Consider the following 15878-nt stretch of genomic DNA (forward strand, 5'->3'; position numbering starts at 1 on the left):
GTTGCTAAAAAATTGAAATGAGCTCTTTGGTATACGGATGCCGTTCATCTGACAACAAATGTTCGCGATGGAATTGATCGACAAGCCGCCCTTCTTTCATCACCAGAATTCGCCCGCTCATTTGCGCAACAGCGGCCAGATCGTGCGAAATGAATAAGTAAGACAAATTCAAAGATACGCGCAGCTCCGCCAATAAAGCAAGAATCGCCCCTTGCGAGATCACATCCAGGCTTGCGGTAGGTTCATCCAATACAAGAAGCTCCGGTTCGATGCTGATCGCACGGGCAATCGTCACCCGCTGGCGCTGTCCCCCGCTTAATTCATGGGGATACCGGTCCGCCAGGCTCTCGGGCAGCTGGACGGCATCAAGAAGCTGCTTCACAAAGGCCTTCTTCGAGGTATAGGAAAAATGCCGCAGACTCAGCTGTTTTCGATACTGTTCGTAGGGATCGATTAGGGAATCTTCTATTTTCAGCTTCGGGTTCAACGCGGCCGATGGATTTTGCAGCACAATCTGCATCTTTTGCCGGTAAGCGTGCAATCGGCGCTCATTCAGGCGTTCAATCGCTTCATTCTTGAAATAAATCGAGCCTCCGTCGATCGTTTCGATGCGCAGCAAACAGCGGGCGAGCGTGCTTTTTCCGCAGCCGCTTTCACCGACAAGACCAAGACATTCGCCTTGATGCAGTTCAAAAGAGAGAGGATGAATCGCCGTTTTTTGTCCTTGATAGGATTTGGTCAGGTTTTTCACCGTAAGCAACTTCATACGATCTCCGCCTCCTCACGGACACTTGTTGAAAGGATGCGATCAAGCGTTGGAGCCGCGTTGATTAATTGTTTGGTATACGCATGCTGCGGGTTGCCAAGCACATGATCTTTCTCTCCTGCTTCAACCACTTGGCCTTCTTTCATGACAGCGATGCGGTTCGCATAACGTTTGACAGGGCGCCAATCATGCGTGATAAACAGAATGGCACAGCCGGTTTCCTTCTGTCTCTTTGCAAGCAATTCCAAAATCTTGTGCCCGGAGACACTGTCCAATGCCGTGGTGATTTCATCCGCGATTAATAAATCCGGCGACAACAACAGCGTCATCGCAATGGAGACACGCTGAAGCTGCCCCCCGCTCAACTGAAAGGGATACCGCTTGTACACGGTCTCATCCAACCCGACAGAAGCAAGCGCGTCCAGTGCGCTTCGTTGCCGGGCCCGGGAATCGGCGTTGCCGTGAGTTTTCTGGTATTCTTCAAAGTGCTGGGCAATCGTTCTAAAGGGGGTGAAAGAACCCTGATAATCCTGAAACACATAGGACAGTTTTAAGCCGCGAATCGTTCTCATCTGTCCAGGCGATAGAACAAATAAATCCCGTCCCTTATAAAAAATGCTCCCCTCTGCCTGCAAATTAGGGGGAAGCATGCGGCCGATGGCTTGAGAGAGCAACGTTTTCCCGCTCCCGCTTTGTCCGACCAGGGCATACCAATCTCCCTCGCGGATGGAGAGCGATACGTTGTCGGCAAGTTTCTTGTCTCCGCTGCGAATCGATACCTGTCTGATCGACAACATCACGATTGCACCTCCTTCTTGACATCAAAAAGATCGCGCAAATAATCCCCCAGCATATTCGTCAGCAGCACGGCAATCACGATCGCCAAACCGGGATAGATCATGAATTCGGGTTTTGACTGAAAATAAGGCCGAGAATCATTCAGCATGGCTCCCCATTCAGGAATGGGGGGCTGCGCTCCAAGCCCAATGTATGAAAAGGCCGAAATGAGCAAAATCACTTTTCCAAGATCGAGACTGGCAAGTACGAGAACATGCCCTACAATATGAGGAAATAAATGCTTGCGCATGATCTTGCCGGGAGACAGCCCGTTTGTTCGGGCAATGAGCACATAGTCTTTTTGGGACTCCGCTAAAACGGTGCTGCGAACAAGACGGGCATAACTGACCCATTTTACGATGACAATCGCCAACACCAGATTGCCGATTCCCGCTCCAAGCAAGCCGCTCAGGACAATGGCCACGATCGTATCCGGAAAGGCTAAAAATCCATCGGCAATGCGCATAAAAATCCGATCCACCAGCCCGCGTCTAAACCCTGAGATAAGACCAAAAGGGATCCCGATGACGAGGGAAACGATCAGTGCCAGCAAGCTGTAACCGATGGTTTGCTGTCCCCCCAGCAAGAGCCTGGTCAGCACATCCCGACCCAATTGATCGGTCCCGAGCGGATGCTGCAGGCTTGCGCCCTGCAGGCGATTGTCCAGATTCGTTAATGTTGGATCATGACGCAAGACAAAAAAGGCATAAATGACGACGAGCCCTGTCAGGAGTACGCACATCCATGCGATCCCCCCTAGCCATCTGCGCTTTTTTACTTTCGGCCATGGTAAAGACCATTCCTTCATCCGCTCACCGCCTTTTCTTTTAGCTTCATTTCAGGGTTTAAATACCGGTAAGACAAATCCACGCACGTATTCACAACAAAAACAATCACCGCCATCATGAGAATGTATCCCTGAATGAGGGGATAATCGCGCCCGCGTATGGCATCCACGACAAGTTTGCCGATCCCCGGATACGCAAACAATACTTCAATGACCAGCACGCCGCCAATCAAGCTTCCCAGGCTGACTCCGAAAAAGGTAATGACGGGAGGAAGACTGTGCCGGAACGCATGAACGAAAAAGATTCTTCGCTCGGATAAGCCGCGGGCCCTCGCCGCACGGATAAATTCCTGGCTGAGCGAATCAAGCAAGCTGGAACGAAGCAAACGAACATATACGCTGGAGATCGCTAGGCCCAGCGTCAGAGACGGTAACACCCAGGTGAGCAGGCCGTCTCTCCCCATAGTGGGAAGCCAGTTTAACCGCACACCGAATAAATCAATGAACAGCAGGCCAAGCCAAAAACTGGGGACGGCCGCTCCAAGAATGGAGAGGATTCTGCTTACATGGTCTATCCAGCTATTCCGGTAAAGAGCGGATAGCGAACCAAGCGGGATCGACACAACCAACATGACGATAAGCGCGCCAACCGCCAATTCCAGGGTAGCGGGTACCCCCCTGAAAATGACATCCATGACGGGTTGGCCGGTCATATAAGAGGTACCGAAATCAAGCTGAATGAATTTAAGCAGCCAATGTCCATATTGGACAAGCAGCGGCTCGTTGAATCCCATTTCCTCTCTCAGGGCCTCTACTTGCACTTGACTAACGGATAGTTCATCCACATTCAAAATGGTTAAAACCGGATCGCCAGGCGCAAGCCGAATAAACAAAAAGCTGACAAACGTAATGAATAACAAAAACAACAGGACTTCCAGAAATTTGCGCACCAAAATTTGAATCACTTAATTCACATCCAACCGGTTGGTGATCATATAATATTCGCTTCGGGTCGTCACCCAATTTTTCACTTTGTTTTCGTTATAGGCCACAATGGTCGAAGGATGCAGAATGAACGAATTAATCATATGTTCGTGGACATAATCAGCGACTTCTTCGGCAAGTAATGCACGTTCTTCCTGGCTGACGGTTTGATTGAGTTGATCAATCATGGCCGTCAGTTCGGGCTCCTGAGCACCGCTAAAGTTAAGGGCGCCCGTAGGGTGATAAGTCGCATTCAAGTAATACCCGGCATCTCCGCGCGGGGCGGTTAGATTGCTATACGTCGCAAGATCCCAATCGCGGTTGGATGCCATGTATTCCTCAGGGACATCAATCTGGCGAATGTCGACTTCGATTCCGATCTGTTTGGCGTCCGACTGAAAAACTTGCGCGATTAACGGCAAATCGGCTCTTGCACTATAGGTTAACAGGATAAATTTAAGCGGTTCGCCGTCTTTTTGCATTTTCCCGTCTGCCAGGGAGTAACCTGCTTTTTCCAAGTACTTGACCGCTATGTCGGCTCCGGTTTCATGCTGTTCATACGTTGGCGCGAACGGCAGTGATGGCAAAAACGGCCCGAGAGCAGGTTCAGCGTTGCCCAACAAAATGGTATCGACAATCTTCTGCCGATTGATGAGCGCATCAACCGCCCGGCGCACATTGACGTCCTGCAAGCTTTTACGTTGCATATTCATGGTCATTTGGTGTACACGGAAGGTCGAGGTGGATTCAACTTTCATCCCATCCTGATCTTTCAAGGATTGCAAGCTTTCCACCTCCGGACGATAAACGATATCCACTTGCCCGGATTTCAGTGCGAGCGAGCGGGCATTCGCATCCTCATTAAAAGCAAACGTTACGGAATCCAGATTGGAAGCCCCATCCCAATAATCATCATAGCGCTCGAGCTCAAGCTTGCTCCCCGGCGAGAACGACTTTAACACGAAAGGGCCGGTTCCTACAGGATGGTTGACAATGTCTTCTTCCGTTACATCAATAATGGAGACATTCGGATTCACAAGCTCGGATACGAACTCCGGAAAGGGCACCTTGGTTGTTATTTTCAGCGTGTAATCGTCTACCGCTTCGATCTTTTCGACTTTGAGCGCATTTTGAATCGCCACACTCTCCTTCAATGCGCGTTCAAGGGAGGCTTTTACCGCTTCAGCATCCATTTTCTTACCGTTATGGAACGTGACGTTTTCCCGCACTTTAATCGTCCAATGCTGCCCATCTTGACCTTCCCAGCTTTCCGCCAGCCAAGGCGCAATGGATAGATTTTCTTCATCCAGGCGAATCAGCGTTTCCGTTATCCCTGCCCGCAACGGAACATAACTTGAATCCACATGAGGATCCAAAGAATTCGTTGAGAAATTATAAAGAAAATGAATGTGTTTTTGGGCCTCAGTGCCTGAAGAAGACTGGGAACATGCGCTAATCAAACTGATACTTGCCAATAAGATGCCAAACTTCAGAAAGTGATTTCTTAAGAACCTATCAAATTTCATGGTGAATACCCCTTTTTCGTAATTGTTACGATTAATATAATATCTTAATGAATCTTATATGACAAGTCTATTTAACATCATCAGCCTGAATAAATTGCTCGAATTATCCTCAGGGAAAATACTCCGTGTTGTTTCGTGCGATGCAGAATTTGACAATCCGCTCATTAGCTTCTATAATTTAATAGTAATAATTACGATTAAATGACCAGTATCCCTAGGTGAAGGAGTGAACAAGATGACCACTTTACAAGATCCTCGTATTCCCGTCACTGTGTTGACCGGGTTTCTCGGCGCAGGAAAAACAACCTTGCTTAACCATGTGTTAACCGCAAATCATGGCCAGAAAATTGCGGTCATTGTCAACGAGTTCGGAGAAGTCGGGATCGACAATCAGCTAGTCGTCGGCGCGGACGAAGAAATATTTGAAATGAACAACGGCTGCATTTGCTGTACGGTGCGGGGCGATCTTATCCGCATTCTCGCTGATTTGAAAAATGCGAAGCTCGGAATGGGCGGTCGCCGGAAAGCCGATTTTGACCGCGTCCTGATCGAAACCACAGGTTTGGCCGATCCCGCCCCGGTGGCGCAAACCTTTTTCGTGGATGACGAAGTGGCCGATTTCTATAAACTGGACGCGATCGTCGCGGTAGTGGACGCCAAGCATGCCGGACAGCATCTGGATGAGGGCCATGAAGCGCAGGAGCAGGTCGCCTTTGCGGATGTGCTGCTTTTGAACAAAACGGACCTCGTTTCCGAAGATGAGCTTGAGCAGTTGGAAGGGCGCCTGCGCGCAATGAACCAGGCGGCCAAGATTTACCGTACGCAGCAATCGCAGATCGAAATCGAGCGTATCCTGGGCATCAACGCTTTTGATTTGGAGAAGAAACTGGAGCTTGAACCCGGGTTTCTGGAAGAAGAGCACCACGATCACGATGACGAGGTGTTCTCCGTGTTTTTCCGCGAGTCCCGCCCGCTCGATTTGAAAAAGGTAGAACGCTTCATTAACGAGTGGCTAATCGAACATGGCGTGAACACGTTCCGCTACAAAGGGGTCCTCAATATCAAAGGCAGCAAAAAAAGAGTGGTCTTCCAGGGCATTCACATGCTGTTCGGCGCATACCCGGACCGGGATTGGAAACCGGATGAGGTGCCAACCAGCGAATTCGTGGTCATCGGACGGAATTTGGACGAGAAATGGTTCCACAAGCAGTTTGCCGCCTGCGTAGCCGACTAACACAGATTGATGATAAAAGAAGAAGCGGACACGCTAACGTGCCGCTTCTTTTTATTTTCTGACCAGCTTATGCGGAACTAACGGCTTCCTCCAACTTCCTGAGCAGAACCTGTTTTGAAAAATGCTCCCCGATAAAAACGGCCACGTCTTGAACCTGGCCTTGCGGCCGGATCGGAATCAGTTCCAATTGCCTGTAGGCAAATTGAAACATCACCCGTTCCCCGGTTTCCTTGGACGTCGATTCCTCCATTAGCACATCAATACATTTTAATAGTAATTTTATCCATCAGCATGCTGGGCCAAATCCCGGGAAATTCCTGTACGATCCGGGCAACCCCTTATAGGGTTCGGGCCTTGGTGTCCCTCAGGCTATCTTTGCACGATTATCCCTCTCGTTCAGGGCGGCCAGGGGCCCGGAGTGAGGCCAGCTCCTGTCCATTTCTCTGCTATCTGATCAAAGGGGATAATCATGCAAAGCGTCCGGGCAGCGTGTGTTGATCTTCGAAAGGATACTGACCTCTTTTAGAGTTAGTTTTTCTTGCGATATCAGAAACCTTCCCTACGAAGTTTATACTTTCTGATATCTTAAAAAAAGCATGCTCTCCCGATGAGATCGCATGCTTAATGATAAATGGATACGTTGCAGGTATCTTGTCTTCTACTCCATGGGTTCTTCATTCTGCTGCATCTGGCATCCCTCGCAAATCCCGTAAACCTCAAAACGATGCCGCAGCACTTTGTAGTTCCCCGGCAACTCAAGGCCATGGTCCATCGGACAATAATCAAAAGGAAGCGTTTTTTCGCAATTAACGCAAATCAAGTGATGATGATGGTGCGCCGTACAATTCTCCTTGAATTTCAAGCCGCCATCCATAAAGTAGAAATGCTCCAATACCCCCATCTCACTTAACATCCGGAGATTGCGGTATACTGTGTCCAGGCTCATGCTTGGATAACGGATGGACATTTGATCATAGACATCTTTGGGCGACAGATAACCTTCATGATCGGCAAAAATTTGCGCCAGCGTTCTTCGCTGTTCGGTCACTCTCCATCCGTTCCGCGCCATCGTGTCCAGCATTTCTCTCACCTTGGATTGGCTTTCTTTCATAACATCGCACGTTCCCTTCCTCGATATACAAAGCATCCGGCTTGATGACGGACGTTTTTCGTCAGAAAATATTCCGTCTTTTTATTCTAACAAAGAAAGGGGGAAATTGTCATATGACCTTTGTTCTCTGTTTTCATCAATCGGTATGTTTACCCAATCCGTATTTTATAGTTAACTTTTCTGCTGTCCGCTCTTGTTCAAGCCGGGCAAACGTCTCGGCGCAGCGCTGCAAGAGCAGACAGAAGGAACGGTTATGTCCGATAAAAAAAGAAGAAAGATCGTACCGGTTCCGCGACGGCTCGAACGTTACAAGCAAACGATGCCTCATCCGCCCCATGGCAAATTGCACGAACCGGTCGGTTTTCTCGGATGAGAACATAGTTATATAGGCGTAAAGCGAATGATCTTCCGGTTCATCCAGCGGGCTGACGCCCGCACAGGAAAATTCGGTTTGGATGTTCATTCGCTTGAGGCAAGCAAGCGTACCAAACATCTCCGCATCAACTTCTATATTGCCGAGCAACACGGTTTGTTTGGCACGTCTTCTTCGCTTAACCCGCCGCAGCCAGTTGGCGAGTTCCAAATCCCTCCGTTGCCATTGTTCTTCGGATTGGACGCTGATCACCTTTTCCTCTTCGTTTTTAGTGCTGATGTATGCCAACAGGCTCCCTCCGATCCGCAAATAAATCCTTAAAATTTGGGCAACGTAATTTTTTCCTCTTCCTTAGCCAGATTGCCCATACTTCGTTCAACTCCTCACCTGTATCCCAGAATATTAATTTACCGCCACAAGCATAATGATTGCGGAAGAAACAAGCGACGTCACCAGTTGCTTGCCCGCCAGCGAAGAAGCAAAGGACCAGCCCATTTCCTTCTTGACGGTCCATAATGTGACCAAACAGGCCGTAAACGTGGAAGCGAGATATACAAGGAGAAAAACCTGACCCGCCCCCATCGACCGCAGCAGCTCCCCTTCTCCCTGATTTAAAACGAGCAGCCCGTCTTTGCGCACCATGGAAAACACAATACCGCTCGCCGCCTCGGGCGGCAGATGAAACAACTGGAGAACGGGTCTTGCCATCGCCGAGAACCAGGCCATCAGGCCCGTCGATTGCAAAACAGCGGCTGCCAAACAAATAACAATAAAAATCGGCATCGCCTGCAGCAGAAACTGCTTAATCACGGTGCGAAGCCGCCAGCTTACGGCACGAATTCCCGGTTTTTGCAAAAAGGTTTTGGTCTCGTAAGCCTGAGCGGCGAGCTGGCCCGGCTTCCGGTTCCAAACCCTTGTATGCAGAGCCCCTACAAGACCAAGCACAAATATATAAGGCAAGAACAGCCAGGGATGACCCGCCGACCCGAACACCGACAAGGCGGCTCCGATCTGATAGCTGCAGGCGGAGCCGTAGGCAATCAGCGATACGCATGATTTCCGGGTGCAGGCACTGCAGGCGCGGCTTTGGAATACCGCAACCACATTGCAGCCAAATCCGGACAAAACCGGAATAAGGTCGCGGCCGTTTAGTCCGATACGGCGCATCGGGCCGTCCAGGGAATCGGTAATTCGATCCTTGAGGCCGCTTTCCTCCGCCAAGGCAACGCTGATGCCCAGCAGCAGAACGACCGGAAACGCCCACAGGAAAGAATACGAACCAAGGGTAAGCACCCCGTAATCGCCGACGAGGAAAGAACGCAGAACCACAGGCCATCCTTCAAACCAAGACTTTACCGGATCTATGACATGACGATTCACGATCGGCTGCAGCCATGCCGATAACAGATAAGCCAGCAGTACCGGTACCGCAAACATTAAAAGCGTCAGCAGCAGTGACAAGGTACGTCCCCATACCGGATGCTCCAACCAGGTGGTTTGCGGCTGCATGGCGGGAAATTGCCGGGGCAGCAGCTCCCCGGCGCCGGAACGAATCGTTCGGGCTTCTTTCAAACGCCGAAGCAGTTCCGTCCTGTCCGCAAACGCGAACCTGCGGGCATCGACCGTATAGACGGGAATTCCCAGCCAGTCGCTATAATATCGCTCAAGCTCCGGCAAACGCGCCGGTATTTTATCGGCGAAGGTAAGTACTAACAGGACGCGCTTGCCTTCCGGATTTGCCGCTTTCAATAGCAGCGGAAGCTCCTTGGCAGCATGCGTAGCTCGTACGACCAGCATGATGATGTCCGCATCCGTAACGGCCTCCATCGCCGTTCTCGTGGTCATGCTGTCATCTTCGACCCGGATCCCGGGAAGATCGGCCAAATCCATTTCGGAGGTTAAGACCCCTCTGTGCATCGTTACGGTAGAGCCGCGAAAATTAGCTTCCTCACCGGTTTCCTGACCGGTAAGCCCGCGGAATAACGTCGATTTGCCGGAGGACTCAAAGCCGATCATGACCACACTCTGCGGTTTGGATCGGACTTTCGTCAGCATTGGCAATCTTCTCCGCAACAGCTTAGATCCGTGAGCAGCATTCCCTGCTTCCGGTATTCCTCCAGCGTTCCTGTATCCAGCCCCAGACGCTCGGCAATCTCTCCCGCCACAACGCCAAAGCGCTGTCTGAATTTATAGATAAAGCAGAAAATCAAATGACCATGCCGGACACCGGGGCCGGACACAAATAATCCCGGTGTCAGCGTGGATTCATCCACCTCATTGAGCAGCACATCCCCGCGATCATCCCGCTCAAACAAATGCTGAACGAGCTCCACGCTTCCCCTAAAGCCGGTAGCCAGAATCGGAGGAGAACTTGTCTTAAGAAAATGGCTGTTGCCCGAAGCCCCCTCGCAATAAACGAGATATCCCCCATCGTCTGCCGGTTCTATCCAATGGACTTCATAACCTGCCAGCAACTCCACCTGTCCGTCGGCAACCTCCTTCAAACGATCCTTTGTAAAAGGAGAGATCTCCATGCTCGGGTCGCTGCTGCCTTTTTCCGTCCAGCGAAAATTACGGTCGATCACCGTTACCCTCTTGCCCAATCTCGCCAAGTGAACCGCCGCGTCAGCGCCGCTTTCGTAACCTCCAATAATGACGTGTTCTTCGCCCTGTACATCTTTCCATTCCTGAATCAGGCTGTTGTGAATGCCATATTCCGCTCCGGGGAATCCGGCCAGTTCGGGATACTGAAATTCTCCGGCCGCCCAGATCACGAATTTGCTGCGCAGGATGCCTTTTGATGTATCCAGTTCAAAGCTTCCATCCGGTTGAGGACGTATCCCGGTCACGTCCACCCCGGCTTGTACGGGCAGCTTTTTATATTCGGCTACAGCCTGTAAATAGTTCGCATACTGTTCGCCGGAAGGATGCTCCGTTCCGAGCGTATAGGCCGGGGAGGTTTTCAGGGTGATGGCATTGAGATCCAGCATCCCGTAAGCATTGCCCGTAAAAGACGGAGTGATCATTCGCATTTCCTTGGGCCACATTCTAAAGGACGCCCCAATGCTCCCTCTCTCGAGAATACTGAAGCGTTTCACGTTAAGCTCTTGCAGCAGGCTGCCCAAACCGATTCCCGCAGCTCCTCCGCCTACAATAAGGCAATCAAAAAGCTCCATAACCAACACCTCCCAGTTGTTTAATCGTAATTTTTACGATAATAAACGATGACTTTATACGACGATTTGATCCGACCTATGAAACCCAAAAGATTCCCTCACGATCCAGTTCGACCAGTTCCAACTGCTGCTCGAAATCCGGATTAGGCGCAATGGATTTGACCGGTTCCCAGTCATGGTTCGAATTTTTGACATACACGCTCCATTTATTTTGCTCCAAACGAAACTGTACGATGGCTGATCCGATCCATTGTCGTCCGTGGGAATGCGGCCGTTCCTCAAGCAAAGTCAGCCCCTCCTCATTCCACTCGTATTTTAAGCGGACAGAGGAGCGGACATTTGGAGGAACCTTCACTTCAATGTAGCCGTCCAAAATCGTTTCAAGTCTTCGGGCCGTAAATGGATCCACCACCATCACCTCATGCCGTTAATAGGCGTACCTCTTGGATAAGACACCCTTACCTTTACCTTGACCCAACAAAAATCTTACGTCGATCATAGGCAAAAATGATCATTGATACGCCTAAGATCGCGCAAATCATATACATAAAAGAATAAGAGGAAAGGTCCGCGATCGGGCCCATGATGACAGCGCCCAGCGAAACGCCTAAATCAGCCATGGCAATAAATAGTCCAATGAGCACATTGCGATTCAAGGGTGGCAGGACAAACGTTAAATACGATGTTAACGTAGGATAAAGAAGTGCTTGAGCTAACCCCATTAAGATTGCGCCGGCATAAAAAAACACAGCGCCACCCGTTATCGAAAAGCTTACACATTGCGCGGCTACAGCTAAAATGAGCATAATGGCCATGACAAAAGAAGAATGCCATTTCCCGTCCGAAGGAATCCTCTTCCTTAACACGAAGCGGGCTGCGACTGCGGCCCCTGCCTGAAGCATGAGATAAACGGCCGCATTGCCGCTTTGAATTTGCGAGGCGTATAGCGGGATAAAGGTGGTCACCGCTCCAAATACTAGAGAAGCGATCAGCATCAGAACGCTGCATTTGAATAAATGCGGGTTCCGGACTAACTGGACGTAGGATTGAAGCATCGTCGCTCCTTGTCCCTCCTGGCCCGAAGCCGGCTCTGCCTCTTTTTTGTCCATTTTAGCGCTATAGCCCACCACCCCTGTAAGGATGGCAATTGCGATCATGGCCGCTGTAAACCTATTTGTATCTCCGGCCTGCCACATGCCAAAAGCCAGCAGTGGACCGATAATCCCCGGCATGGAAGAACATAAGGAATACATCGAAATCCCTTGTGAACGGTCCTTGTCCGGCAGCGCATCGATAATGCCCAGCTGTAAGGTCATGGAGAAAAAAGCGGTGCATACTCCTTGCAGCATACGAGCAATGAAATAGCCTCCTAGTCCGGTAAATGTGTATAAAATGAGCGCGAAGCCATTGATCACAAGAATCGTGCGCAACACTTTGATCGGTCCGTATTTTTGAATCATACGGCCTGCCCAGGGCCGAAAAAACATCGTCGTAAACAAATACGCCCCCATGATGACTCCGATTGTCGTATTATCGGCGCCCAGGGATTCGCCCTTTAAAGGAATAATAACATTCAATATCGGGTTAGCGCTAAAATAAAAAAGGGTTAATAGATATAACCGCAGAAAAGGCCATGACAGGGCTCCTTTCACAACTCTTGCTCCTTGGCCTAAGATTACCAGCTGGCCTTTTTCACGCCGGGAATTTGCCCTTTGTGAGCCAGCTCGCGAAATACGATCCGGGACACCTTGAATTTGCTGATATATCCTCTTGGCCGCCCCGATACCGAGCAACGGTTATGCAGACGGGTGGGCGATGAATCGCGGGGCAGTTTTTGCAAAGCCGCAAAATCCCCTTTTTCTTTCAACTCTCTGCGCTTTTCGGCATACTTTTGAACCAGAGCTTGTCTTTTCTGTTCTTTAATGACCTTCGATTTTTTAGCCATGTTTGAGATTCCTCCTTTAACTTGCGGCGCATGAGCCGCATAGACCGAAGACTTCGAATTTATGCGATATGATCTGGAACGCTTCCGGCATTTCGATGCCGTTATCCAGTGGACAAAAATCGATCGGAAAGGTTTGCTGGCATTTTATGCAGATGAGATGGTGGTGATGACGGTCAGGACCGCATCTCAGCTTGAAGCGGACCCCCTCCGGAAAATCGAATTGTTCGATCAGGTTAATTTCCGTCAGCAAACGGAGATTGCGGTACACCGTGTCGTAACTGACCCCCGGAAGATGTTCTGCTATATAAGCGTGAACCTCGCGCGGCAGCACGAATCCGGTGGAGACGGAGAACAGCTCCGCGATCCATCTGCGTTGCGTGGTAATACGCAAACCTTTGGACTCCATAGCTTGAATCAAACGATTCGACTTGTTCTCCATTCTTTCATCTCCCCCGGTTTCATATCCCCCAGCATTAACTATGGCGCTATTCGTTCAGCGCCGACTTCAGCGCTTCCAGATTTTGCCGCATCACTCCAATATAGTCGAGACCGCCGGCGATCTCTTCTTCCGTCAAACCCTCAAGCGGATTCAGAACCGCCGATTTTGCCCCGATTTCGGAAGCGATCGTATCGGCCACCTTGGAAGATACCAGTGTCTCAAAAAAGATCGTCTTCACATTATGTTCCTTCGCAAACTCGACAATTCCAGCCATCTGGGAAGCCGACGGCTCCTGTTCGGGAGAGAGCCCGGCGATCGGCACTTGAGTCAGTCCATATTGTTTGGCCAGATAACCAAAGGCGGCATGCTGGGTAATGAAATCCTTGCGCTTGCTGTCTTTAAAGGCCTCGGCAAATTCTTTGTCGAGCGCTTCCAGCTCGGCTACATAAGCATCGGCATTGGCTTTAAACTGGTCTGCGTATTGCGGAGCCGCTTCGGACAAGCCTTTTTCAATGTTGCGAACTTCCTGAATCGCCAGCGCCGGCGACAGCCATACGTGCGGATCCAGGCCACCGTGATCGTGATCGTGCCCGCTTTCTTCATGAGCGTGTTCGCTCTCGTCATGAGCATGTTCACCGTCTTCATGAGCATGCTCACCTTCTTCATGAGCATGTTCACCGTCTTCATGAGCGTGCTCACCTTCTTCATGAGCGTGTTCGCCCTCGTCATGAGCCTCTTCGCCATGTTCATGCTCTTCCGAGCCTTCCATAATCTCGATCCCGCGGCTGGCTTCAATCGCCTTGACCCCGGTGCCCGTGGCGCTGTCCAGCACCTGCTCCACCCAGCCTTCCATGCCCGCTCCATTGTACACGAGCACGTCGGCATCGGTAATGGCAGCCATATCCTGTGCGGTCGGCTCCCAATCATGCGGTTCCATCCCGGCGGGAACCAGATTCTCCACATGGGCCAGATCCCCCGCTACATGACGTGTGAATTCATACATCGGGTAAAAACTCGTCTTGATCTCCAGCGTTTCCGTTGCAGGCTTATCCGCAGCCGCTACAGGCGCTGTGGACGAGCCGTTATTTCCCGCGGCATTTCCCGATGTGTCTACATTCGAGCCGCAACCGGCCGCAACCAGCATCAATGATAAGGATAAAACGGTTAAGCTATGTTTCCAAAATTTCATTTTTCACATGCTCCTTACTTTGATATTGTTTTTTGGTAACTTGCCGCCCGCGCAGCCGCAGCAGCTTCTGCAGCAACAGCGTGGTCAACAGGAAAACGAGCAGGATCAGCGCAATCGTCCCTCCCGGCGGCGTATTGATATAATAAGAAAGACTCAGACCGGAAAAAACGCCAACCAGGCCGGTGCCGACGGAAATCAGGATCGCCGCCGTAAAACCGGAGGCGACGCGCAAAGCCAGCGAAGCCGGCAATATGATCAACGCCGAAACCAGAAGCACGCCCACGACCGGCATGGCGGCGGCGACGGTCATCCCGGTCAGCACGGCAAAGGAAAAAGACAGCAGCTTGACCCGGACGCCGGATATCGCGGCCGTTTCCTCGTCAAAGGTCAGATTGTAGAGAGGACGCCGCAAGATGATAAAATAAAGCACCCCGACCAGCGCCACGGCAGCGATCAGCAGCAACTGGGTATCGCTCACCGCGACAATGGAACCGAACAGATAGGAGCTGAAGCTTTTGCCCCAATTTTGCTTTAAACTCATCAGCACTACAGCAAGTGCCAGCCCCGAAGTCATGATGATCGCTACCGGCAGCTCGCTGTATGTACGGTAGGAACGGCGAAGCTGCTCGATCACAATCCCTCCGGCAACGGCCACCGCAAAACCGCTGAGGGAAGGATTTAGCTGCATCATCGAGCCCAAAGCTACCCCGGCCAGGGACACATGGGACAGCGTATCCGCCATCAGCGCCTGACGGCGAAGCATGAGATAAACTCCGAGCAGCGGTGCGATGATGCCTATTAAGCCCCCTGCCCAAAAGGCGCGCTGCATAAATTCGTAACCGAACATCGCCAGCCCTCATCCTCCTTCCGCTCCAATTGAATCAACGTATCGAGATACGGCGCCGTTTCCTCAAGCCCATGGGTGACCATAATAACTGTTCGGCCGTGGTCTTTTACGTTATGTCTTAACAACTCGTAAAGCTGTATCCGGCTTGCCGCATCAATCCCCGTCATAGGCTCATCCAATACGAGCACTTGCGGCTCCTGGGCCAGCGCGCGGGCGATGCAGACGCGTTGTTTTTGGCCTCCCGACAGCTCACCGACTTTACGATCGCGATACTCCCACATGCCAACCTGTTTTAAGCTTCGCTCTACAACCTGCCGCTGCTCCTCCTTGAAACGGCCGAATAATCCGAGGCGGGAATAGCACCCCGAACGAACCAACTCGATGACCTTGCTGGGGAAGCCGGCATTGAAGGAAGACACTTGCTGCGGCACATACCCCACAGCCAACTTTGAACCGTCTTCCCGGACGCGGCCCAACCGGACCGAACCGCTCCAAGGCTTAAGCAGCCCCAACATCAGCTTCAGCAACGTGGTTTTGGCCGTACCGTTCGGCCCCGCAATGCCGATAAATTGCCCGGTATGGATGTCCAGAGACAAGTTTTCGATAACAGGCTCATTCCCATATCCAAACACAACATCGCGCATAGAAGATAAAATCACATCAA

At 50.9% G+C, this 15878-nt stretch carries 18 protein-coding genes; 1 reads left to right on the forward strand and 17 read right to left on the reverse strand.

What is annotated here, in order from left to right; genetic code table 11:
- Positions 1-4 precede the first annotated feature (4 nt).
- Genes NYE69_RS30610 through nikA form a run of 5 tightly spaced genes read right to left on the reverse strand, consistent with a single transcriptional unit; the run spans position 5 to position 4900 of the window.
- Positions 5-766, reverse strand: coding sequence for an ABC transporter ATP-binding protein (locus tag NYE69_RS30610; protein ID WP_340929814.1), 762 nt, complete (start codon positions 764-766; stop codon positions 5-7).
- Positions 763-1563: an ABC transporter ATP-binding protein gene (locus tag NYE69_RS30615; RefSeq protein ID WP_340929816.1), complete on the reverse strand. Its 801-nt coding sequence runs from the start codon at positions 1561-1563 to the stop codon at positions 763-765. Before NYE69_RS30615 ends, NYE69_RS30610 begins: the two co-directional genes overlap by 4 nt.
- A complete protein-coding gene (gene nikC / locus NYE69_RS30620) occupies positions 1563-2411 on the reverse strand; it encodes a nickel transporter permease (protein WP_445744804.1) in 849 nt (282 codons plus the stop codon). Before nikC ends, NYE69_RS30615 begins: the two co-directional genes overlap by 1 nt.
- Positions 2408-3355 (reverse strand): nickel ABC transporter permease, encoded by a 948-nt coding sequence (nikB, locus tag NYE69_RS30625; RefSeq protein ID WP_340929817.1) that lies wholly within the window; start codon positions 3353-3355, stop codon positions 2408-2410. Before nikB ends, nikC begins: the two co-directional genes overlap by 4 nt.
- Complete coding sequence (gene nikA / locus NYE69_RS30630; protein WP_340929819.1) at positions 3356-4900, reverse strand: nickel ABC transporter substrate-binding protein; 1545 nt, start codon at positions 4898-4900, stop codon at positions 3356-3358.
- Positions 4901-5135: 235 nt separating this feature from the next.
- On the opposite strand from nikA, the gene NYE69_RS30635 reads away from it, so the two are divergent.
- Entirely contained in the window at positions 5136-6134 is a 999-nt protein-coding gene (locus tag NYE69_RS30635) for a CobW family GTP-binding protein (protein WP_340929821.1), read from the forward strand.
- A 67-nt stretch (positions 6135-6201) separates the two neighbouring features.
- On the opposite strand, the gene NYE69_RS30640 is transcribed toward NYE69_RS30635, so the two are convergent.
- From NYE69_RS30640 to NYE69_RS30695, 12 genes are all read right to left on the reverse strand, one after another.
- A complete protein-coding gene (locus tag NYE69_RS30640; protein WP_340929822.1) occupies positions 6202-6384 on the reverse strand; it encodes a hypothetical protein in 183 nt (60 codons plus the stop codon).
- Between the two features lie 408 nt (positions 6385-6792).
- On the reverse strand, positions 6793-7245 hold the full coding sequence (locus NYE69_RS30645; RefSeq protein WP_328271572.1) for a Fur family transcriptional regulator: 453 nt from the start codon (positions 7243-7245) through the stop codon (positions 6793-6795).
- A 136-nt stretch (positions 7246-7381) separates the two neighbouring features.
- Positions 7382-7906 (reverse strand): hypothetical protein, encoded by a 525-nt coding sequence (locus tag NYE69_RS30650; protein ID WP_340929824.1) that lies wholly within the window; start codon positions 7904-7906, stop codon positions 7382-7384.
- Between the two features lie 114 nt (positions 7907-8020).
- On the reverse strand, positions 8021-9673 hold the full coding sequence (locus NYE69_RS30655) for a nucleoside recognition domain-containing protein (RefSeq protein WP_340929826.1): 1653 nt from the start codon (positions 9671-9673) through the stop codon (positions 8021-8023).
- Complete coding sequence (locus NYE69_RS30660; protein WP_340929828.1) at positions 9667-10794, reverse strand: NAD(P)/FAD-dependent oxidoreductase; 1128 nt, start codon at positions 10792-10794, stop codon at positions 9667-9669. The genes NYE69_RS30655 and NYE69_RS30660 overlap by 7 nt, the downstream gene beginning before the upstream one ends.
- 76 nt (positions 10795-10870) lie before the next feature.
- On the reverse strand, positions 10871-11203 hold the full coding sequence (locus NYE69_RS30665; RefSeq protein ID WP_445744805.1) for a DUF3024 domain-containing protein: 333 nt from the start codon (positions 11201-11203) through the stop codon (positions 10871-10873).
- A gap of 55 nt (positions 11204-11258) precedes the next feature.
- Positions 11259-12446 (reverse strand): staphylopine family metallophore export MFS transporter CntE, encoded by a 1188-nt coding sequence (cntE, locus tag NYE69_RS30670; protein ID WP_340929831.1) that lies wholly within the window; start codon positions 12444-12446, stop codon positions 11259-11261.
- A 23-nt stretch (positions 12447-12469) separates the two neighbouring features.
- Positions 12470-12739 (reverse strand): 30S ribosomal protein S14, encoded by a 270-nt coding sequence (gene rpsN / locus NYE69_RS30675; protein WP_340929833.1) that lies wholly within the window; start codon positions 12737-12739, stop codon positions 12470-12472.
- Between the two features lie 16 nt (positions 12740-12755).
- On the reverse strand, positions 12756-13178 hold the full coding sequence (locus tag NYE69_RS30680) for a Fur family transcriptional regulator (protein WP_328271565.1): 423 nt from the start codon (positions 13176-13178) through the stop codon (positions 12756-12758).
- A gap of 46 nt (positions 13179-13224) precedes the next feature.
- Positions 13225-14367, reverse strand: coding sequence for a metal ABC transporter substrate-binding protein (locus tag NYE69_RS30685; RefSeq protein WP_328271564.1), 1143 nt, complete (start codon positions 14365-14367; stop codon positions 13225-13227).
- Entirely contained in the window at positions 14348-15220 is an 873-nt protein-coding gene (locus tag NYE69_RS30690; RefSeq protein WP_328271588.1) for a metal ABC transporter permease, read from the reverse strand. Before NYE69_RS30690 ends, NYE69_RS30685 begins: the two co-directional genes overlap by 20 nt.
- Positions 15166-15873: a metal ABC transporter ATP-binding protein gene (locus NYE69_RS30695; protein WP_340929836.1), complete on the reverse strand. Its 708-nt coding sequence runs from the start codon at positions 15871-15873 to the stop codon at positions 15166-15168. Before NYE69_RS30695 ends, NYE69_RS30690 begins: the two co-directional genes overlap by 55 nt.
- Between the last annotated feature and the right edge of the window lie 5 nt (positions 15874-15878).

This window comes from Paenibacillus sp. FSL R5-0527 (assembly GCF_038008055.1).
Lineage (GTDB): Bacteria > Bacillota > Bacilli > Paenibacillales > Paenibacillaceae > Fontibacillus > Fontibacillus macerans.